Source organism: Paenibacillus sp. LS-5 (assembly GCF_056121505.1).
In genome coordinates, this window is sequence record NZ_JBWAVA010000008.1 from 20,811 (window position 1) to 40,910 (window position 20,100).

General features: G+C 46.7%; 16 protein-coding genes and 1 pseudogene. 1 reads left to right on the top strand and 16 read right to left on the bottom strand.

Annotation, left to right across the window (positions count from 1 at the left end; all coding sequences use genetic code 11):
- Positions 1–12: 12 nt before the first annotated feature.
- Positions 13–1,053, bottom strand: a complete 1,041-nt coding sequence (locus tag AC0MA3_RS13695; protein WP_474656613.1) for a CobW family GTP-binding protein — start codon at positions 1,051–1,053, stop codon at positions 13–15.
- Positions 1,054–1,229: 176 nt separating this feature from the next.
- On the opposite strand from AC0MA3_RS13695, the gene AC0MA3_RS13700 reads away from it, so the two are divergent.
- On the top strand, positions 1,230–1,745 hold the full coding sequence (locus AC0MA3_RS13700) for a MogA/MoaB family molybdenum cofactor biosynthesis protein (RefSeq protein WP_379154096.1): 516 nt from the start codon (positions 1,230–1,232) through the stop codon (positions 1,743–1,745).
- Between the two features lie 174 nt (positions 1,746–1,919).
- Here the strand turns inward: AC0MA3_RS13700 and AC0MA3_RS13705 are convergent, their stop codons facing one another.
- The 15 genes and pseudogenes from AC0MA3_RS13705 to rhaD form a co-directional block, all read right to left on the bottom strand.
- Entirely contained in the window at positions 1,920–2,519 is a 600-nt protein-coding gene (locus AC0MA3_RS13705; RefSeq protein ID WP_379151688.1) for a DUF1349 domain-containing protein, read from the bottom strand.
- Positions 2,519–3,718, bottom strand: a complete 1,200-nt coding sequence (locus AC0MA3_RS13710) for an MFS transporter (protein WP_379151686.1) — start codon at positions 3,716–3,718, stop codon at positions 2,519–2,521. Before AC0MA3_RS13710 ends, AC0MA3_RS13705 begins: the two co-directional genes overlap by 1 nt.
- Positions 3,719–3,731: 13 nt before the next feature.
- Positions 3,732–4,760 (bottom strand): ROK family transcriptional regulator, encoded by a 1,029-nt coding sequence (locus tag AC0MA3_RS13715; RefSeq protein ID WP_379151683.1) that lies wholly within the window; start codon positions 4,758–4,760, stop codon positions 3,732–3,734.
- Positions 4,761–4,977: 217 nt separating this feature from the next.
- Positions 4,978–7,284, bottom strand: coding sequence for a thiamine pyrophosphate-dependent enzyme (locus tag AC0MA3_RS13720; RefSeq protein ID WP_379151681.1), 2,307 nt, complete (start codon positions 7,282–7,284; stop codon positions 4,978–4,980).
- A 25-nt stretch (positions 7,285–7,309) separates the two neighbouring features.
- Entirely contained in the window at positions 7,310–8,320 is a 1,011-nt protein-coding gene (locus AC0MA3_RS13725) for a 2-oxoacid:acceptor oxidoreductase family protein (protein WP_474656614.1), read from the bottom strand.
- Positions 8,321–8,763: 443 nt separating this feature from the next.
- Complete coding sequence (locus tag AC0MA3_RS13730; protein ID WP_474656615.1) at positions 8,764–10,236, bottom strand: nicotinate phosphoribosyltransferase; 1,473 nt, start codon at positions 10,234–10,236, stop codon at positions 8,764–8,766.
- Positions 10,237–10,281: 45 nt separating this feature from the next.
- The gene (locus tag AC0MA3_RS13735; protein WP_474656616.1) at positions 10,282–10,824 is read right to left on the bottom strand and encodes a cysteine hydrolase family protein; all 543 of its coding nucleotides are present in this window, start codon (positions 10,822–10,824) and stop codon (positions 10,282–10,284) included.
- Positions 10,825–10,839: 15 nt separating this feature from the next.
- Complete coding sequence (locus AC0MA3_RS13740; RefSeq protein WP_474656617.1) at positions 10,840–11,610, bottom strand: NUDIX domain-containing protein; 771 nt, start codon at positions 11,608–11,610, stop codon at positions 10,840–10,842.
- 50 nt (positions 11,611–11,660) lie between these two features.
- Complete coding sequence (locus tag AC0MA3_RS13745; protein WP_379154094.1) at positions 11,661–12,077, bottom strand: YlbF/YmcA family competence regulator; 417 nt, start codon at positions 12,075–12,077, stop codon at positions 11,661–11,663.
- Positions 12,078–12,137: 60 nt separating this feature from the next.
- Entirely contained in the window at positions 12,138–13,745 is a 1,608-nt protein-coding gene (gene miaB, locus AC0MA3_RS13750; protein ID WP_379154092.1) for a tRNA (N6-isopentenyl adenosine(37)-C2)-methylthiotransferase MiaB, read from the bottom strand.
- A gap of 819 nt (positions 13,746–14,564) precedes the next feature.
- Positions 14,565–15,791: a hypothetical protein gene (locus AC0MA3_RS13755; RefSeq protein ID WP_474656618.1), complete on the bottom strand. Its 1,227-nt coding sequence runs from the start codon at positions 15,789–15,791 to the stop codon at positions 14,565–14,567.
- A gap of 78 nt (positions 15,792–15,869) precedes the next feature.
- Positions 15,870–16,628, bottom strand: a complete 759-nt coding sequence (locus tag AC0MA3_RS13760; protein WP_474656619.1) for a cysteine peptidase family C39 domain-containing protein — start codon at positions 16,626–16,628, stop codon at positions 15,870–15,872.
- A 785-nt stretch (positions 16,629–17,413) separates the two neighbouring features.
- Positions 17,414–17,688: pseudogene (locus AC0MA3_RS13765) on the bottom strand (transposase); the annotation flags it as partial.
- A 158-nt stretch (positions 17,689–17,846) separates the two neighbouring features.
- Complete coding sequence (locus tag AC0MA3_RS13770; RefSeq protein ID WP_474656620.1) at positions 17,847–18,941, bottom strand: NADH:flavin oxidoreductase; 1,095 nt, start codon at positions 18,939–18,941, stop codon at positions 17,847–17,849.
- 292 nt (positions 18,942–19,233) lie between these two features.
- A complete protein-coding gene (rhaD, locus tag AC0MA3_RS13775) occupies positions 19,234–20,079 on the bottom strand; it encodes a rhamnulose-1-phosphate aldolase (RefSeq protein ID WP_474656621.1) in 846 nt (281 codons plus the stop codon).
- Positions 20,080–20,100: the final 21 nt, after the last annotated feature.

Consider the following 20,100-nt stretch of genomic DNA (forward strand, 5'->3'; position numbering starts at 1 on the left):
GAAGAAGTCCTTTTAGAGACTTCTTTTAACAGCCGCAGGTCTAGCCATAATTCGCTTCTCCAGTTGGAGAAGACGGGTCCGTAGCTCACTGGAAGAAAAGTGCTCTCCGATGAATACCGCCACATCCGGCACTTCACCCTGAGGTGTGATTTTCATGAAATCCGCCTCTCTATAGGCATACTGGAAGAGAAAGCGGCTGGAAGTATCGCTGAATGTAACAATCCCTTTTGCACGGTAGACATCCCGCGGGAGCTCTTTGACAAACTGCTCGAATTCCTCGCTGTTCACAGGACGTTTGAAGTAATGTGTGTAAGCCATCACATGGTCATGAGACGAATGCGTTACACCCTCCAATTCCGGATTCCCCCCCGCAAGTTCAACTTGACTCTCCGACTCCTCCAGAAGCTCATCGTCAACTTCATAGCGAGCCTCGGTATGAACGCCTCCCATACCTTCCAGTAACGCTTCAGGCTCAAGCTCACAGCGTACAGCTGGCAGTATTTCTGCATAAGCGTTCCATTTGCGCAGAATTACAGTGATTTCTTCCGCTTCCTCCTTCGTCACCCGGTCAGTCTTGTTCAGTATCAGGACTGAAGCACAGCGGATTTGCTCCTGCATCAGCCGGTAGGTCGCACCCTGCTGGGAGCGGTACAGTTCAATCAGATGCGCTGCATCAACAACGGTAATCAGACCTTTCAGTTCCACCAATTGATACAACGAGGTTTCAGTAACTGCGTCTACGATCTCAAGCGGATTGGCTGCCCCAGTTGCTTCAATGACAACAACATCCGGTGATTCTTTTTTAATCAGTGTAGCAAGCTCTGTACTAAGGTCACCCCGGATGGAACAGCAGATACACCCGCCGAGCATTTCCGCCATAGGCACCGACTGCTCTACCAGCAGACCGTCCAGATTCACCTCGCCCAGCTCGTTCATGACTACGGCCGGTTTGAGGCCCTGGCTTTTCCAATGGTTGAGTAGGCGTTGCAGCAATGTTGTTTTGCCGCTCCCTAGAAATCCTGACAATATATAAACTGGCATAGCCTGTTCCATGTTTCATCTCTCCCTGACAAAATTCGGTTCTGGTAGCGAGTGTACTACAAGTACCTTTTCGGTGCAAGATAACAGCTGAAGTATAGGAATTACTTGTGGGCCTGCTCCGCTAGCTTGTCTTTGTCAAGGCAATCCCCTATCATGGGAATAAATCGATCAAATAGGAGTTGGTCTGCCTGTCATCCGTTGATGAACACCGGCGCGAAGCGCCCCAAAGTGTGTCCTGTTATGTTATTACGGTCTCTGACACCCGCACACCGGAAACCGATACCGGAGGCGCACTGATTAGAAGTATGCTCGAAGCATCAGGATATGTAGTTACCGGCAGTACGATCGTCAAGGACGATTATGAAGATATCCGTGAACTGGTCTATAAAAGCTCCGTTCACTCGGGCATCGAAGCCGTGCTCTTGACTGGGGGTACGGGAATCTCTCCGCGGGACACCACTTATGAAGCTGTGGCTTCATTATTGGACAAAACACTTCCGGGCTTCGGTGAGATCTTCAGGCTGCTTAGCTTCACCGAAGACATTGGCTCCGCAGCTATCCTCAGCCGGGCCATTGCCGGCACTATCGGTAACACGGCAGTCTTTTCCATGCCCGGTTCTACCGGTGCGATCAAGCTCGCTATGGAGCGGCTGATTGTCCCCGAGTTAAGACATGTCATGCGGGAGATTTATAAACGTTCGTAGGAGAGAAGTTCAACGGTGATTCCCATTCACTTTATAAGAAAAGGCCGGTATAGCTTCCGTTCCACGGATGCTCACACCGGCCTGCAGTTAAACGCTCGGCAAAACGAAATGATCCCAATTAGTCAGGTGATCCTTGACAGCTGTCGAATCTAAGGCGAACGGACCGAAGCAACTTCACTCCACAGGAGGATCTGCGTGTATATCCGTATCGGGTGCTGTATTCACCCAGCGCGAGAATGATACCTTGAGTCCGGAACGGGTAGGGGCGCAGATAAATGGACCTGCCTTTTTACCAGCTTCATAGGGAAAACGCGCCACCCGGATGGTACGCCAAGGGTGTTTCTCTGTTCTGGCCCTGATCACAACCGCATCATTCATCCGTGAAGCCCGCATCGTGATCACCTCACCGGTCCATTCCGGTACAGGCGACAACGACCAGTCGGAATATCCGTCAGTCACAACCGCACCAATATGCGGCACACCGTCATTCAGCTCAATACCTGCTTTGATCCATACCGTGGAGTTAAGCCACAGCATGATCCCCGCCTGGTCGTACAGCTCTGTAAACCCCTGCAGTGAAAAGCTGACCTCTACCGCATCACTATCCTCCCAAGGAGCCAGGAGTGCATGTCCGTTGTCATGCTGGAAGCCGTACATTGTTTTTTCCCAGTAATCACTGCCTTCTGCTGCTTCCACAACGAATGCTCCATCCTGAACCTTGGCGGTGACTGGTTGATTGCTCCACTCTCCACTCTGCCAATCCACTGCTCTCATCACATGGACACCTCATCTTTCCGCTTGTTCATTACAGCGTTGATCTTCTCTGAGCTAATAAGCATTATAACAATATATCCCACAAGCATAAACGGAAGAATCACAAACGAGCTGCGGGCGGCAATCCATCCTAATAAAGGCGGTAAAAATGCACCTCCCGTATACGCCATAGCCATTTGGTAACCCATAATTCTCTGGGACTGCTCCTTCCCGAAGCGGGCAGGCGTCTCATGTAGCATACATGGAAAGATCGGAGCTGAACCAAGACCCACAAGAATAAATCCAAACAGGGAATACACTGCCGGTAAAGGCAGTAACAGAAGCAGCGCACCAAGCAGCGAAATCAGAATACCCGTACGAATGAGCTGGCGGTTATTGAACCTGAAGGTGACAAATCCTGTGACAAGTCTCCCCACCGTAATTCCTCCGTAATAAAGAGACACCCAACCTGCAGCAGTTGCCGCCGACAATCCCTTCTCATTGACCAGAAAGCTGCTGCCCCAGAGCCCAAGCGTCGCTTCTACCCCACAGTAAAAAAGAAAGGTAATCAGCGCCAGCTTCACACCCTTGATGCGCAGCACACCTGCCACAGGAATCTGCGGTGAGATGATCTCCTGCTGAGATTCTATAGCCTGGGCCTGATCTGCAGGTTCGGCCCTTTTCCAGAGGGGAAGTGCAATGAACAGCAGAATCACCAGTACGAATTGAATCAGGCTGACCGTCAAAAAGCCATGCCGCCAAGAATCACCAGCAGCAATGTAACGCGACATAATAATTGGACCCAGCATAGCGCCTACACCCCAAAAGCAATGAAGCCAGCTCATGTGATGGGCCTTGTAGTGGGTAGCCACATAATTGTTCAGCCCGGTATCAATGGAGCCGGCACCGAGTCCTAGTGGAAAGCACAATACTGCCAGCCAAATGATCGAAGGGGAATAAGTAAAGCCGAGCAAAGCGAGTGCCGTCACAGCAACGCTGATAAAAGTCACCTTCCCCGTACCGAGCTTCTGCAGCACTACGCCACTAGCCAGGCTGGAGACGATTGTACCTGCGACAACGATCATGGATAGCAGTCCCGCAGCATCCACCGGTGCCCCAAAGTCGGGACGCATCATCGGCCAGGCTGCACCAATCATCGAATCCGGCAAGCCAAGACTAATAAAAGCCAAATAAATAATAATCAGAAAAATTGTAGCCATGGATGTCAACCGCCTATGCTTCAGATTTGGTCAATCGCAGCCCTGTCTCCAGAGTTGCAAGTGTTGAAACGATCATTCCTTCTAAATAATCCCCGGCAAAATCCGTACTGAGCACTACACAAGGAACCATCCCTGACGGCAGTAGTGCTGCACATTGTTCCGTTATGAGACTCAGATGTCCCTCCTTCAAAAAACTTCCATATAGTACGATTGTATCAGGATTTAGCACGCTGCTGACCGCAACAGCCAGCTTGGACACGGCATCCGTCAGCTTCGCCGGCGTAGACTGCCACTCACAGCTGTCCCATGAAATGCCCAGAGGAATATTGGCCACTTCCCCGGCAAATCCGCTTCTTCCTTTATATAGCCGGCCATTAATAATCATCCCAGCTCCTGGTGGAAATCGGTCAGGAAAGTACAAATAGACAGCTGAACCCTCCGATTTCATCTCAAACCTGCTGAAGTGACCGATAGCCGCAGCATTCACATCGTTTTCGATCATAACCCGCTTATGATAGTGCTGCCTGAAATACTCTGCAACAGCTATACCGCGCAGAGCTTCATAATCAGAGACCACCAGCCTGCCATCCGCTTCTGCACCGGGTAATCCAAAGCCTATGGCCTCTATAGCCGGATAGAGCACTAACAATTCATCTATAATAGCTTCAAAGCAGGCTAGATCTACTCTAGATACCTGCCTGTTCACCTGATACAGACAGCGCCCGATGAGTGTAACTACAGTACACCTGATACTGATGCCTCCAAGCTCTTCAAACGGGAACATGATAAGTGCCAGAACATGCTCATCATTGTATATGTACTGCTGGGCAGGCCTGCCTCCACTGGACGAAATTTGCCCTGCCGCCTTAACTTCCGAATGCCGGATCAGAAACTCCAGTACTGTACTGACTGTAACGATGCTTAGCCCAGTTTCCTCGGCAATCTGCCGTTTGGTAACCTGTTTATGTTCTTTCAGCACTCCCCGCACCAGGTTGATATTCACTTCTTTAATAACCAGAGCGTTGCCTCCGATATTCTTCATTTTTCTTCACCCCACTTATTATAATACTTTACAAAAGTGTTTTATTAAATAGTTATTCTGATGTATGCTACTTTTTTGATTAAACGAAATTCCGGCCATGTGACGTTCTACGTTCTCCACTTAATACACAACCATGATCCAAAAAAAAGCCCAGCAGATAAATTCTGCCAGGCTTGTGCATTTATTATGGGTATTATCGGCACAGATGTTATAAGTCCTACAAATCCGGGTGCTCGTGTTTGGCTTTGAGACGATTCCAGCGACGTTGTACTTCACCTTCGAAGCTCCGCAGAGCAGGCTCGTTCTCAGGCTTCAGCAAATGTCTGGTTTTGCCCATCGTCTTCAGCCAAGCAGCGACTTCCACACGTTTGTCCTTTTCCTCTGGATTATACGTTATTGTTGTTGTGCCCTGTTCTACTTCGTACAGCGGGAAGAAGCAGGATTCTACGGCCAGCGACACAATATTAGTTCCATCTTTATCTTCACTCATCCAGTTCAGCGGACATGCAATAAGAATCTTGCCGTAGACCAGGCCTTCGTTCTGTGCATACCACTGGGCTTTGGCTGCTTTTTTTAGCAGATCCTGCGGATATGCCTCACAACCAGTAAATACATAAGGGATGTTAGTGGCCGCCATGATTTGAGCGGTATCCTTATGCTGGGTAACTTTACCCTGCTGTGTTTTGCCGATGCTTGAAGTTGAAGTACGATGGCCGAGCGGTGTGGAATACGACTGCTGGGCACCGGTATTCATATATCCTTCGTTGTCATACTCTACAATAATCATCTTATGGCCGCGTAAGGCAGCACCAATAGCTGGACCCATGCCGATATCCATGCCCCCGTCACCAGTTACCATGACAAAGGTGAAGTCCTCCTGAAGTCCCAATCCATCCAGTTCTCCGCGGCGTTTGCGTTCCCAGAACATTTCCACGACACCGGACAACGTAGCTGCACCGTTCTGGAACAGGTTGTGGATGAAGGTCGACTTATGGGCGGAATATGGATAGCCGGTAGTTGTAACCATCGCACACCCTGTGTGATACAGGGCTACAATGTCTCCTTCAATTCCTTTGAAGAACAGCTCCAGACCGGAGAAAATCCCACAGCCCGGACAGGCGCCATGACCCGGTGACAAACGTCTTGGTTTCTTCATCAGGCTGCGGATTGGCGGTACCTTCACACTAAGCTTGCCAGTCTCTTCGTTCTGCTTCACAGTGATTAGACCTGTCTTGAGGGATTCAAAGTTCATCGGCTTCAGCAGGCGCTTCGGTGCTTGGTCCGGTGAACCTGGATTGTGGCCATAGTAGTCAAAAGGAATTTCCACACGATCGGCAGCTACAGCATCCATTGCCAGCTGGAAGAAATGATGCCCGTCTTCAGCGTAGAAATCCTTACCGCCTAATCCATAGATGCGGCTGATTACCTTAGTGGTAGTGTTGCCATATGTGAATAGGGCTGCCTTAATTTCATTGACCATGTTACCGCCGTGTCCACCTACAGAATCTGCACGGTCTCCAACCGTAATAGCCTTCACATTCTTCAATGCTTCAGCGATTTGCTTCTGCGGGAAGGGGCGGATCATGTTAGGGGAGATCGCTCCGGCTTTGATCCCTTGCAGACGAAGCTGGTCGACAACATCTTTGATAATCTCCGAAGCAGAGTTCATCAGGAACACGGCAACATCGGCATCCTCCATCCGGTACTGCTCGATCATCGGATAGTGGCGTCCAGTCAGTTCTGCGAATTCCTGGGCAATCTCTTCGAATACTTCACCAGCATTGTACATGGCAACAGATTGCTGGTAACGGTTATTGATATAATCCGGTTCGTTCATGTAAGGGCCTACCGTAACAGGATTGTTACGGTCTAAGGTGTCTGTAAAGCCAGTAGGCGGCTGTTCGCCTACAAACTTATGAACATCCTCCCGGTGGGCAAAAGCTTGTACACGCCGCTTCTGGTGAGAAGTGAAATAACCATCTGATGCAACCATTACCGGAAGACGGACCTTGGCGTGTTCAGCCAGCTTCAACGCCATCAGATTCATATCATAGACAGACTGAGGATCACGGCACATCAGAATCGGCCAACCGGTGTTCAGGGCAAAATATAAATCGGAGTGGTCCCCGTGAATATTAAGCGGACCGGAGATCGAGCGGCAGATAAGATTCATTACCATTGGCATACGGGTACCTGCTTGTACAGGCAATTGCTCCAGCATAAACATATATCCTTGGGCACTGGTGGCGTTGAATACTCGTCCGCCTGCAGTAGATGCGCCGTAACAGATCCCTGCGGAGCTATGTTCACCATCTGAAGGTACAAGCATGATGTCATGCTGACCGCTGGCTTTCATCGTGTCCAGGAACTGGGCTACTTCTGTTGAAGGTGAAATCGGGAAATAGCCCATCACATGATAATTGATCTGATGGGCGGCATATGCAGCCATTTCGTTACCGGATTCATATAGGAATTTCTGCTCCACTTTGGCGGAGCCTACTTCTTTTTCATAATCTATAGCCATTATTCATTCCACCTTTCTTCGAGAATTAAAGCTGTGTAATCAGATCAAATGTGTGGTGTACCGTGTGGCTGTCAGCATAGCCTTCCTTCTCACGCTGGCTTGATAACGCTGAGGTCGGGCAGGCGTCTATACATTTCAAGCAACCCTTGCAATATTGATAATCAATGCCCGTCAGGAACATTTGCGAACGGCCCTTGCGGTCGATCCGTTCTTCCCATACAAAACACTGGTCCGGACATACTGTATCGCACTGAGCGCAATGAATGCAGGATTCGTTCTCATACGCAGGGATCATGCCGGAGCGTGAGATGCTGAGGTTCTTCAGGAATGTGCTGCCTGGATTAATTATCGAGCCGCCGATCGGCTGCGTATCATATCCCAGAACGCCAATATCGGAACGGACATATTCAGGCATCGTATCCCCTGCTGCCAGCTCAAATCGCATAAACTTCACTTCATTATAGCCGCGGTCAAACGTTGTAATGGCAGACTCGACAGCCTGAGGGTATTTTTTGCCTAGAGACTTCTGAATCACGTCCTTCATCGTTGCGGTATCCAGAAATGGACACAGCCGGAATAACGCGCCTAACATCGCCATATTTACCCGATTCTTCTCTTTCAGTGCAATGCTTGTTGCATCGATTACGGCAATGGTTCCGGCTTTCATCTTCAGCAGCTCTTTCAGTTCCTCCGGCGTTTTGGCCGAATTCACCAGTACGGTGCTCTCTTCAAGAATCCCGCTAGTCACATTGACTGTCTTGGCCAGCGCTTCATGGAACACACCCACCACATGCGGACGTTCCACAGGTGAGGTATCGCGGATATGTGTGTTCAGATCACAGAAGCGGATATGCGCTTTAACTGCAGATCCCTTCTTCTCCGAGCCGTACGAAGAGAAACTGACGCCATTAAGGCCCGCCCCCACTACACCTGCTTCAGCGAGCATCTTACCCGCAAGGTTCGCACCTAAGCCTCCAATGGACTCCAGACGAATCTCGAAAAATCCGAGATCATTGACGATTGGTAATTGTACCACCGACATAACCCCTTTCTTTGTGTCAAGTAGAATAACATCCTTTTGACTTTTTCAACGATTGTAACTTGAAATTGTCAGTCGCGAAGTGACATATCTTGCATTTTCCACGCCTCAGGAATCACATTTATTTATGGATTTCAATCGATTTCTTTATACACGACAGTGCTGCGTTACTTTAATAGAAGGTAATCTGCCATAAAAATGTCTAAATGTGAATATTGTGTGTTAATCCGCACTTCCCAAGTCCAATGTGGAACCAATGTCACCCTTAATTTAGCAATAAAATTAAAAATTAAGATGTTAAATTTATCACATAAATCATGATATTTATCACAGGTCAGAAACCTGTCCGATGAATTTTGAGAGTATCCAAAAAAAGGCTGCTCCTGAGTAGAAGATCTACTCCAGGAACAGCCTCGCTGTCTTTTACTTACTACCAGTTGTCAGCTAAGTTCATCATTCGGATCCGGCATCATATGCTCCGCTATCAGTTGCTGCTTGCGTTTCCATACCTGCTCACTGAGATTCACGCGGTATACCTCGGGATTCAGCTTACGCAGATACTCCGGCCAGAACAAATCAATCTGTTCCTGATGATAGCGGCGGATTTCATCCAGATCCGGCAACGTATAGACCTGGAACCCGTTTACGAAGATCGGCTCCAGCATCGGCAAAGCTTTATATTTCTCCACATACTTCTGCAAATAAGGATGAAGCGGATTGAACAGCTTCAGACGGGCACCACTCTGCGGCTCTTTCTCCCCGGGGAAGCTGATATAGTCAGCCAGGGCTTTGCCTTTGGGGCCAATAATCCGGAAAACATCCTTTTTACCTGGCGTGGATACTTTCTCCGGGTTGGATGAAATCTTGATCGTCGGAACCATTTCGCCGGAAGGCGATTCAATCTCAACAAGCTTATATACACCGCCCAGGGAGGGCTGATCCGAAGCCGTGATGAGTTGTGTGCCGACACCCCACGTATCTATAGCCGCACCCTGGGATTTCAAGTTCATAATCGTATTTTCGTCCAGATCATTCGAGGCCACAATTTTCACATAATCCAGACCCGCATCATCCAGCATTTTGCGAGCTTGGATAGACAGATACGCCAAGTCACCGCTGTCCAGCCGGATACCGTTCATCCGTTTGCCTGCCGCCTCCAGCATCTTGGCTGTATTAATGGCATGCGGCACACCGCTGCGCAGCGTATCGAACGTGTCTACCAGCAGGGTAACACCATCCGGCATTACCTTGGCGTAGGCATCGAAGGCCTCCTGCTCACTGGCAAAGCTCTGTACCCAGGAGTGGGCATGGGTTCCCTTCGTAGGGATGCCGAACTTTTTGCCGGCCAGCATATTCGAGGTTGCGTGGAAGCCTCCCACATAAGCTGCACGTGCACCCCAGACAGCTGCATCCGCTTCCTGTGCCCGGCGTGTACCGAACTCCAGCAGTGTATCCTTTGGAGCCACCTGCTTAATCCGCGAGGCCTTAGTGGCAATCAGTGTCTGGTAGTTCATGAAGTTCAGGATCGCCGTTTCTACCAGCTGCGCCTCCATAATCGTACCCTCGACGCGAATAAGCGGCTCATCCGGGAAAACCAGGGCACCCTCTTTCATAGAATGGATGCTGCCTTGGAAATGGAACTGCAGCAGTTCTTCAAGAAAAGCAGGGGCATAATTCTCTTCCTGCTCCGACAGATAGCGGATATCATCCTCCGTAAAGCGCAACTCGGCAATATACTGGGTGATACGCTCCAGCCCGGCGAATACGGCATAACCATTGCCAAAGGGAAGCTTGCGGAAGTAGGCTTCAAACACCGCTCTGCGCTTATGACTTCCGTTCACCCAATGGGCGTACATCATATTGATTTGATATTTGTCTGTATGTAGAGCAAGTTCTCTCCTCAAAATCCTCATCTCCTAGCTTTTCACTGGTGCATACTGTAGGTGGTTGTTAATAGGTTATTCTGCTTCAACAACGGTAGCTCCGAGGCTTCCGCTGAAATGTCCAAGCGCCCAGTTATAGCCTTCCGGATTGAAGCTGGCCACCGCATCCTTGTGAACGACAATACTGAAACCCTTGTTATAGGCATCCACTGCCGTATGCAGGACACAGATATCTGTACATACTCCGATCAGGTGCAGCTCGGTAATCCCCCGTTCGCGCAGCTTCAGTTCCAGTTCTGTACCGCAAAAGGCGCTGTACCGCGTTTTGTCCATCCAATCAATTGAATCCTGATGCTGTTCGTACACATCTTTCAGACTGCCGTACAGCTCCCGTCCCTTAGTCCCCCGCAGATTATGTGGTGGAAACAGCCTGCTCTCCGGATGATAAGGATCATTCTCCTCATGCAGATCCACAGCCATCACCACATAATCCCCGTTGTCCACGAAAGCCTGAGTTAGCTCGCTGATCCGCGGTGCGATATCAATACCAGGCTGCCCCACGGGCAGACTGCCATCCACAAAATCATTCGTGAAGTCAATTACGATCAAAGCTCTCATTACTGCTATCCCTCCCTAGGTATAGATTGATAACAAAGGCTCATGATCCGTGAACATATAGAGCTGTGCCGGACGCTGCGAATACTGGTTGGAGCTTACCGGATTGCCGGCTTCATCCCGTACTTCCTTTAATATACCCTGACGGCTGCGGGTTGAAGTGATTTTGCGGATGAAATTGGGCTCCTTGAATTCAGGCACTACAGTCTGGATCACCTGATACAGCTCACTCAGGGTGAAATGATGGGGCAGAAACTGCCTGGCAATCGTCGTCTGCAGCATTTGCTGCTGAATCCGTAAATATGCATCTGTAATAATGTCATGGTGGTCAAAAGCAAGCTCAAGCTCCTCAAGCGCCTCCTGCAGTGTGAACAGCCCAACCTCTCCCGCATCATCGGAAGCTTGTCTATGTTCCAGCATCCATTCTTCCACTAATGCAAAGAAAGCATGGCTGATAATCCATCCGCGCGGATCGCGTCCAGGCTTGCTGTATACGCCCAGATATTCCAAATGCCCGCCGTCCACACCGGTTTCTTCCTTCAGTTCACGGGTCGCGGCATCGTAGATGGATTCATCTTCCTGGCAAAATCCGCCCGGCAATGCCCACATCCCTGCACATGGCCATTTTTTACGTTTCACGAGCATGACCTTCAGTTCACGCAGCGGAAGCGTCTTGGTGACGGTCTTCCGCTCGCGTTTGGTCAATGTAAACATGACAATATCGGCCGGGACCCCGTCCGGCGTGCGGTATTTTTTGACGTTATAGGTTTGTTCCCCGTTCTCGCTCACAATGAATCATCCTTTGCCCCAGCATATTTAATAAGTGGATCTTCTTGAAATTAATCACCACAGGTCGAAGGAGGCGCTTCGGTACCCGCTTCTACATTGATTTTCTCCGAAACGGTATCGCGGATCACCGATATTACAAGCTGCAGCAGATAGTTGATATCGCTCTGGCTTTGCTGGAATTCATTCACGACCGGAATCCCGTCGATCTCATCCTGCAGCACTTCAATTTCACGTTCGATTTTGGCGACCATTTCCTTATTCTTGAAGCTTTCGAACGCCACAATTTCTTTCTGCTTCTTCTTAATGGTAGCGATCAGACCTTGCACCCGTTCGTGATTCTGGATCTTCTGCTCTGCCTGCTGAAAATGCTTTACTTCTTCGCTCGTGGAGATGAGTGAGGCAAGCTCTTTGGCTTTTCCCATAATATCTTCACGTACAATCAGGTCACGGGTATTATAGGTCTGCATGCCGTATTCATTCAAACGCGGTTCTTCCTGGTTCACTGCTATCGCCCCATTTCTTTATAATTATAGAATTGCCGCAGCTTCAGCTACGCAATCCCCTTTGATGTACCATGTCTTCGTATCGGTAATTCTAACCTGAACAAAGGTTCCGATCAAATCCTTCGGCCCTTCAAAATGCACCAGCTTGTTGGCGCGGCTGCGGCCGGACAGCACATTGGAATTGTTCTTGCTCTCGCCTTCCACCAATACCTCGACGATCTCGCCAAGCATCCGGTCATTGCTGACCCTACTCTGCTCCTTAATCAGATCATTGAGCCGCTGCAGGCGTTCACTCTTCACCTCTTGCGGGACATTATCCTCCATGGAAGCTGCTGGCGTTCCTTCACGCGGAGAATAAATGAAAGTATATGCCATATCATAGCCCACTTCGCGCACCAGTGACAGGGTATCCTCGAACTGCTCCTCAGTTTCACCAGGGAAGCCAACAATGATATCCGTAGTCAGCACAGCATTAGGCACGCTGGCTTTGATCTTCCGTACAAGCTCAAGATACGTTTCTCGGCTGTATTTACGGCTCATTTTCTTCAGCACAGCTGTACTTCCCGATTGGACAGGCAGATGGATATGTTCCGTCAGATTGCCGCCTTTACCGAGCACTTCAATTAATCTATCGTCAAAATCGCGGGGATGCGATGTCATGAAGCGGATACGCGGGATGTCTATTTTTCGCATATCGTCCATCAGGTCCCCGAATGTATAGTCCATATCTATAAAATCCTTGCCGTAGGCATTCACATTCTGTCCCAGCAGCGTAACTTCCTTAAAGCCCTGACGTGCCAGTTCCCGCATCTCAGCGATTACATCTTCAGGACGGCGGCTGCGCTCCTTGCCCCGCGTGAATGGTACAATACAATAGGTACAGAACTTGTCGCAGCCATACATGATGTTCACCCAGGCGCGCATGCCCTCCCGCTTCTTCGGCAGGTTCTCAATGATGTCGCCTTCCTTGGACCAGACCTCTACGACGAGCTCTTTGCTAAAATATGCTTCCTTAACGAGATGTGGCAGGCGGTGGATGTTATGGGTGCCGAATATCATATCCACAAATCCATGCTTGGACATAATCCGGTTAACTACGCCTTCCTCCTGGGACATACACCCGCAGACCCCAAGCAACAGGCCGGGTTTCTCCAGCTTCAGATTCTTCAGGTGTCCAAGCTCGCCGAATACTTTATCTTCTGCATTCTCCCGGATGGCGCAGGTGTTCAGCAGAATGATATCTGCCATATTGCGGTCCTCGGTGCCAAGATACCCCATTTGCTCCAGGAGCCCCTTCATCGTCTCAGTGTCATGCTCATTCATTTGGCAGCCGTAAGTGGCTATGGAGTAATAATGCTGTTTGTGGCGGTTGATCTCTCTGAACTCTTCCATAATCCGGTTCGTGTCCGCATTCTCAAAGTCAATGACTTCAATATCCTGCTTACCCCGGCGTTTGCCTTCCTTGTAATCCGGGTTGGAATTGATCTGAACGGTACGGCCCTTGATCCGGTAGGTGGTTTTACCTTCTTCTTCACTGATGACTTTGGCATCAGAAAAATCAAAATATTTCGAGTAATCCTTCGAATCACCCTTGCCGGATTTTAAGTCCGGTGAGTTATTCTCCATTGTCATGGTTTCACGTCCTTTTTAAAGAAACTATTCAAATAAACAATTATTTTTATACTTATCTAATTAAAAATTATAACATAAATTACATTAAGCCCACCATATCCACGGCTCATCTCAATATTGACAACAAAAAAGCCCATCTGGTTTAAAAGGTAGACTTGTGCTATTAATTTTTTCAGTTAATTAAATTCAAACAATCGAGAGTGATTCATATTCAAATAATGTATTTTTAAAGTTACAATCATCAAGTAAAGCACCTACAAACAAGGCGTTTTTAATAGGTTCGGATTCAAAATTGCATCTTCTTAAGTTCGTACCTAAGAAATCAACACCATCAAACTCGAAGTCCTCTTGGTAGAACAGTCGGATAAGGGGGTGAACAGTTTAGCTCACGGGGTAAAGGCCGCACGGGCAGAGACGTTCTACCCTGGCTACCCATACTAAACCTCCTATGATCAAAAGAGGTCAACCAGTAAAAACTGGCTGACCTCATATTACGAAGGGCATTTAACAAGAAACCATCCTAGACAAGCCGTCTGGGATGATAGGTCTATTCTTAATCGCTTTTCTGAAGGATCAGTTGAAGCACTTGATGCAATATATTTGTTTTTCTCCGGCATGCCGATGGAAATCCCTACAAGCTACGGCAGCCCCTAAGCGGCTCCGTATCGAACAATAACTTTTATATGCATCAGATCGAAGTAACGCTTCTCTGCATTCTCGCCAAGTTTTATGCCGCCAAGTTCAATGAGAATAAAATCATTTATGCTTTTAGTATAAGACAAGTCGAGTTGCCCGAATCCTTGATATGAGGGAATCACCCTATAAAAATTTCAACTCTGACAAATTAACATAGTACAATTTTGGCACAAGTTCTTCTCCTGTGTCGGGGTTTTTATATCTCATTGTAATTAAGAGATGATCATTATATCTCGAAATGTTGATAATATAATACCTTTCGTCATCAACATTAAACGTTGTTTTTTTCAGTGTGCCGTCTGTGTAATTTAGTAGATATAAGTCATTATCTTTGCCAAATGATTGATAAAATAAACCCGAAAGTTTGCTTTTTACAGATTCTGAAGACATTTCAAATTCTGGATTAACATTCATAATAGAGCGTGGAGAGTCATTTTCAACTTTCCCTAAAAATCTCGTAATGCTAAAATTTGCATAGTAGATATAATCGTTTACAACGACAAAATCTGATACTCCTTGACGCAATTCGCTCTCGGACGAGTCGGTAGAATTAGATGGAATCGTTGACACATCAACACTATGCAGGAAACTCATATCATGGTCGTATACATCTAGGTACAACCATGATTTACCACCTGATTCTATTTTTAACCGTAATAATGAAATTGTATTTTCGTCAGATGTTATCTGTCGGATAGCTTCCCCTATATTGGCTTTGTCATCAAAATCAAATTTCTTTAGAATCTTTCTCTCGTTCGTTTCTGTATTATATTCTTCTAACTCAGAACCGCCGGTAGCGATTACTCTAACCATTAACAGTTTATTTCCCACAGCTGTCATGGTGTTGTACGGAAATCCACCTTTTTCAGAAAAAATAACTGACATAGTATTACTGATTAAGTCCACTTTATAAAGAAGAAGTTTTCTGTTTTCAATATCCGATATTTCACCAGTTGTGACAAACATGTATAAAGAGTTACCAATGACAGTTGTATCATACTTAGCTTCGTATGACCAATTTTTAACTGTACCCAATTTTATATTTTCTTTTGTTTTGAAAATGTAACGATAGTAATCCATTTCGGTTATCGAGTCAACAGACCCAGTCGGAATCTTATTGTATATAATGCTGTCATCGGTTAGCACTAAGACTCCATAACGTTCAATTCCCCCGATTTTTGCATTGTTAATGTCATAAATAGAAATTGTATCATTTGATATCGAAGTGCTTGCGTTGCTTGAGGTAATTGTTTGTTTAGAATCGCGTTTATTTTCGTTTTCGGAATTTCTTTCACAACTACATAAAATTACTATAAAAGCCAAGCCAAGCAACCCTATTATTTTTTTCAAAATAACCCTTCCTTTTCGAAACCATCTACTTGAAATCAAGAGGTGTTTGTTTAACAAACACCTCTTGATTAAAAAAATTTACCAAATTACCATATAAGAAACAGAACCAGCAACAGCTGCTGTTTTTTCATAATAACTTGGCCATCCAGATTGTGTTCCGCCAAGTGGATCGGCGAATTGGACTATAGACTTGTCGTCATATATTGCGTTAACCGCCAAATTGTGACCATTTGTCACATAATGCCAATTAGCTCCAGTAGAATTGGAAATCCCCACCGACGAAGGTGATTTCTTGATAACAATATCGTAATATAAATCACTGAGCAAAGCTGTTTGATTTGGATTTGCAGAATAAACATAATACATAGTACTTTGCTTGCTATTTAAGTATGGCGCAATAGTTGTAGGAACTGTGCCGATGATTGAGGTTCCCAATGCACTTGCTATCGTACCTTGGCTATCAGATGACCCAGTAAGATATTGCACTATACTCTTTGTGGTTGCTGGAGAGCAGTAATTACTCTGAGTTTGCTGATATATAGTGAACGTACCCGGTATTGAAATTTTGGTTGCTGTTACTGTCGCTGTTCGAGCTTGAGTCGCAAGTTCTTCTGCAACTTTCTCAGCACTCTGAATTTTCTCGTCTATTTTCGCCTGTTCGTTTTTGGATAGGCTACTAAAATATTCATCGTTTTCTGCAGGGGTTAAAACTTTCAAACCAGAGGGGGCAGATCCTTTTGTTTCAGCTTTATTTTCCTCTGCACTGGCAACAGTAACAAAAGAAGAAATCATACCCAAAGCCAAGAGAAAACTTAAAAACCTTTTTGTCTTTTTCATAATAAACATCCTTCCATATTATTTATATTGAAAGCTGGCCAGCTATACAATCATCATTAAACAAGTGAGTCTTTTAAGCATTTGATATACTAAACATATATATCATTACTTATCTTCTAATGAAGATGGCAAAGAAATACTATACCAAAACCGTTTATCACGCGCCCGCCAAAGCCTGTTGATAAACGTTTTTTTATTTATCGTACCAAAAAATTTTTGTCAAGAAGAATTCGAAACTTTGAAATCTTCTAGATTTTAACAATGTAAGCGCCAACAAAGGACACTATACTCTTTAATCCATATTTTAACAATACATATTTGTTATTTTTCTCATTTTAAGTATACAGATATTTAGAGTGTGATTAGTCTAAAAATTGATTTCAAAACCTGGCGAATTTCCAACTTTAGATCATACAAGGCCCAGTTATACTGCAATGCACGAACTCGGTCATATTGGTCAAGACCAGTAAAGAATGTTTGGCTTTCCCTCCAAATACCATCTTTAAAGTAGGACTTCCAAGAAGATAACGAATACCAGGATACATAAAGCTGCCTATAATCGGATAGAAGTTCAACATTTAGCCCTACCTAAACCTAAACCGCCGTAACGTCACTGGCTTTTTATTGGTTAAAGCATTCCATTGCTTGTCATTTAATTGGAATGGCTTATTATTAATAAACGGCTTCAACGTTAAATTCAAATCGTACTTGCTGGCGATCCAAACGCAAACGCGACAATTAGGGCACGGAGTCATGGACAATTCCGGGCGTAACCATACACATCGGTCATTTGTATTTTGCAAAACCATTTGTTTAGTGTACTGGTGCTTTTTCGCATTGACTTGGAGAACAATCTCATCGGAAATATCCTGGAATATATTCGTATCTTTAAATCGGGTCCGCCGGTTCCAGCTGCGCAGTACAGGGATCGTACTTTCTCATCGATAAATGAAAAATCAATATACTTAACTATTTTGCGGAGAAAGTGATCTCCGGGGACCAAATCTTCGATGGAAACAAACTCATAGGATTGTTGTTTTTCTCGGTTGGGACGTAACATTCAACACACCATCCGTTCTATAGATATTTACCTATATTAAACAAAATTAACGCGGTGTCGTCTTGAATTATTTACACATAAATAAGGCTGTCGAGACTTTCTCGACAGCCTGACCGCCCTGATCAGGGCGGCTATACTTTCAGAATATCCTATACATTTTAATACAGAGTCTTTGTCGATTCGGATGTAAAAGCAATAATCTCCTCTGTTCTGCCGCTCTTCACTTTAGCAGGCCAGGCCGGATCACTGATCAGCGCTCTGCCGACAGCGACCAGATCGAACTCAGCTTTATCCAGCTTCTCCAGCAACCGTTCGATATTGTCTTCTTCATTCTTCTCGGTAACGGCGGTTACGAACTCACTGTTCAAACCTACGGAACCTACGGTAATTGTGGGTTTGCCAGTGATTTTCTTGGTCCAGCCTGCCAAATTCAACTCGGAGCCTTCAAATTCAGGCAACCAAAAACGGCGTGTTGAGCAGTGGAAAATATCCACACCGGCATTACTGAGCGGAGTAAGGAAGCGGGCAAGTTCTTCCGGTGTCTGAGCCAGTTTGGCGGAATAGTCCCCGCTTTTCCACTGCGAGAAACGGAGAATGATTGGAAAGTCTGGGCCAACCGCACGGCGGCAGGCATCAATGATTTGAACCGCAAAGGTCGTCCGGGCTTCCAGGTCGCCGCCATACTCATCAGTCCGCTTGTTGGTTTTTTCCCAGAAAAACTGATCTATCAGATAGCCATGCGCACCATGAAGCTCGATTCCGTCAAAGCCTACTGCTTTGGCATCGGCAGCAGCCTGGGCGAAGGCAGCGACAATCCCGTCTATTTCCTGCTGGGTCATAGGCTCCGTAACCGGCTCACCTGCCAGATCCAGTCCGGAAGGTCCTATCGGCAGTGCATCTACATTCGGCTGCTGGCCTATAGTGCGGGCCATCCCGACATGCCAGAGCTGCGGTACGATCTTGCCGCCAGCGGCATGAACCTCTTTCACTACGTTTGCCCATCCCTTAAGGGAGGCTTCACCATGGATATTGGGAATATTCTGGTGGCTGACCGCTGAAGGATGATTAATCGCCGTTCCTTCGGTGATGATCAGACCTACTCCGCCTTCAGCACGCCGGCGGTAATATGCAGCAACATCTTCTCCCGGGACGCCATTTGGCGAATACACACGGGTCATAGGTGCCATTACGATACGATTGGCAAGAGACAAGCTTCCTGCCTGAAATGGGGCAAACAATTTATCGGTGTTCATATTCAGCCTCCGTTAATTAATATAATTACTCAAGCGGTAACCCACCGTCTTGTTAAGGACGATGAGTTACAGCGAGAAATAGAAGGATGATTATAGCGTGAAACATATAAATCCTTATATTTTAAGTAAGCATATTATGCCTGTTGTCACTCGTAAAAGCAAATGAAGGAGCTGCAGAACTCCTATTCTCCCTCCTTTGGTGCTGCATACCAAAAAACCGGACACAACAGTTCACTGCTGTGTCCGGCGATAAGATTCAGATAATGTCCCTGCTTCTGGATTCGTTGCAATACTATAATTCCAATATTCCTGCTTTTGGCGTTACGAGGAATGCTGCGGCCAAATCGGCCAATTGCCGGTCAGTAATCTTCTGCTTGATTTCTCTGCCGCCAATCAGATTATAGACAATTGCCGCTTTTTCTATCGTTTCCACGAGTCCGAAGGTAGCGTCCATGGTTGCGCCGGTGACAAAAATACCGTGCTGCGGCCAGATCACCACGCGGTACTCTTTCATTTTGTCAGCGGTAGCGCGACCAATTTCACTGCTGCCTGGTACGATCCAAGGAATGACACTGACACCATCCGGGAAGACAACCAGACATTCAGTGCACATTTCCCATAGGGTTTTGGTGAATTTCAGCTCATCCAGATCATGGGTAAACGTCATAGCGATGACATTCGTAGCATGAGTATGCAGCACAATGCGATGTGCAGGATCGACCTTTAAACGTTCAATATGGCTCATGAAATGCGAAGCAAGCTCACTTGTCGGTACTGCGCCGTTACGGAGACCCCACAGTACTTCAACACTCTCTCCATTATCATTGACACGAAGGACGCCCAGATTCGCTTCCGGATCCTTGATCACATTGCGGAAGTATTTGCCCGAACCAGTGACGATAAAATATTTTCCAGCCAGCTCCTGTACCGGAAAAGTCAGCTTAATCGTCCGTAAAGACACTCGGATGTTAATATATTTCGCTACCTCTTCCTCATCCAGCAGGTAACTCACGTTGCCGCCGTTCAGCTCATCCCAGCCTAGCGACCACATATGATGGGTAATTTCCGACATCTCCTGGATGAACGGGGCTTCTACAGAAGCAATATAACCTTTGGATTCAATTACGGATGTACTCATATGTTATCTCTCCTTTGTATG

What these genes read in the sequence shown, in the direction of transcription:
- AC0MA3_RS13720 (WP_379151681.1), bottom strand. Translation starts at nt 7,284, where the DNA reads ATGGCTATAGATTATGAAAAAGAAGTAGGCTCCGCCAAAGTGGAGCAG.
- AC0MA3_RS13735 (WP_474656616.1), bottom strand. Translation starts at nt 10,824, where the DNA reads ATGAGAGCTTTGATCGTAATTGACTTCACGAATGATTTTGTGGATGGC.
- AC0MA3_RS13745 (WP_379154094.1), bottom strand. Translation starts at nt 12,077, where the DNA reads ATGCAGACCTATAATACCCGTGACCTGATTGTACGTGAAGATATTATG.
- AC0MA3_RS13760 (WP_474656619.1), bottom strand. Translation starts at nt 16,628, where the DNA reads ATGAAAAAGACAAAAAGGTTTTTAAGTTTTCTCTTGGCTTTGGGTATG.
- AC0MA3_RS13730 (WP_474656615.1), bottom strand. Translation starts at nt 10,236, where the DNA reads ATGAGGATTTTGAGGAGAGAACTTGCTCTACATACAGACAAATATCAA.
- AC0MA3_RS13715 (WP_379151683.1), bottom strand. Translation starts at nt 4,760, where the DNA reads ATGAAGAATATCGGAGGCAACGCTCTGGTTATTAAAGAAGTGAATATC.
- rhaD (WP_474656621.1), bottom strand. Translation starts at nt 20,079, where the DNA reads ATGAGTACATCCGTAATTGAATCCAAAGGTTATATTGCTTCTGTAGAA.
- AC0MA3_RS13770 (WP_474656620.1), bottom strand. Translation starts at nt 18,941, where the DNA reads ATGAACACCGATAAATTGTTTGCCCCATTTCAGGCAGGAAGCTTGTCT.
- AC0MA3_RS13705 (WP_379151688.1), bottom strand. Translation starts at nt 2,519, where the DNA reads ATGAGAGCAGTGGATTGGCAGAGTGGAGAGTGGAGCAATCAACCAGTC.
- AC0MA3_RS13710 (WP_379151686.1), bottom strand. Translation starts at nt 3,718, where the DNA reads ATGGCTACAATTTTTCTGATTATTATTTATTTGGCTTTTATTAGTCTT.
- miaB (WP_379154092.1), bottom strand. Translation starts at nt 13,745, where the DNA reads ATGACAATGGAGAATAACTCACCGGACTTAAAATCCGGCAAGGGTGAT.
- AC0MA3_RS13695 (WP_474656613.1), bottom strand. Translation starts at nt 1,053, where the DNA reads ATGGAACAGGCTATGCCAGTTTATATATTGTCAGGATTTCTAGGGAGC.